We start from the raw sequence: 524 nt of genomic DNA, 5'->3' as shown, positions 1-524 counted from the left end.
GCGGCTTTGTTTCCGGTAGGAACGCTGAGGAACTCGCTGAAAAACTCGGGGTGCCGGCACCGACGCTTCGAAAGACCATTGAAGAGTTCAATGCTTCGGTGAAGGACGGCAAGGCGCTTGGCGCCGCGCCGCCCAAAAAGGCGCTCGCGGCAGCGTTGAATGCGGACGGACCGCTCTATGCGTTCTCGCCGCTTACACCGTCAATCACGATGGTGTACGGAGGCGTCGTTATCGATAAGGAGGCGCGCGTTCTGGAGCCCGATGAACGCGTTATCCGGGGACTCTTCGCTGCAGGCGAAACGGTCAACCTGTACTATCAAGACTACCACGGAGGAGGTATATTGGCACAGTGCCTGGCATTCGGGCGTCTTGCCGGTGAAGGCGCGGCTGCAGCGGCGAAAAAAGCGATGTCCTGAGATTGACATTCTTTTGTAAAAAGAGCTCCCGAACTTCTACAACGAGTTCGGGAGCTTTCAACACCCGGTCGGACGCCTTTGAGCTTCGCCCTCCGACCTATCTGGAGG

Annotated in this window: 1 protein-coding gene; it reads left to right on the top strand. The window is 58.0% G+C overall.

Annotated features, from left to right (window positions below):
- Positions 1-416 (top strand): FAD-binding protein (locus H6A60_RS12410; RefSeq protein WP_205105089.1); only part of this gene is annotated, 416 nt, incomplete at its 5' end.
- Between the last annotated feature and the right edge of the window lie 108 nt (positions 417-524).

Source organism: Sutterella massiliensis (assembly GCF_016899755.1).
Taxonomy (GTDB): domain Bacteria; phylum Pseudomonadota; class Gammaproteobacteria; order Burkholderiales; family Burkholderiaceae_F; genus Sutterella; species Sutterella massiliensis.
Note: the sequence above shows the minus strand (reverse complement) of the source record. Positions and strands in the feature narration are given on the sequence as shown.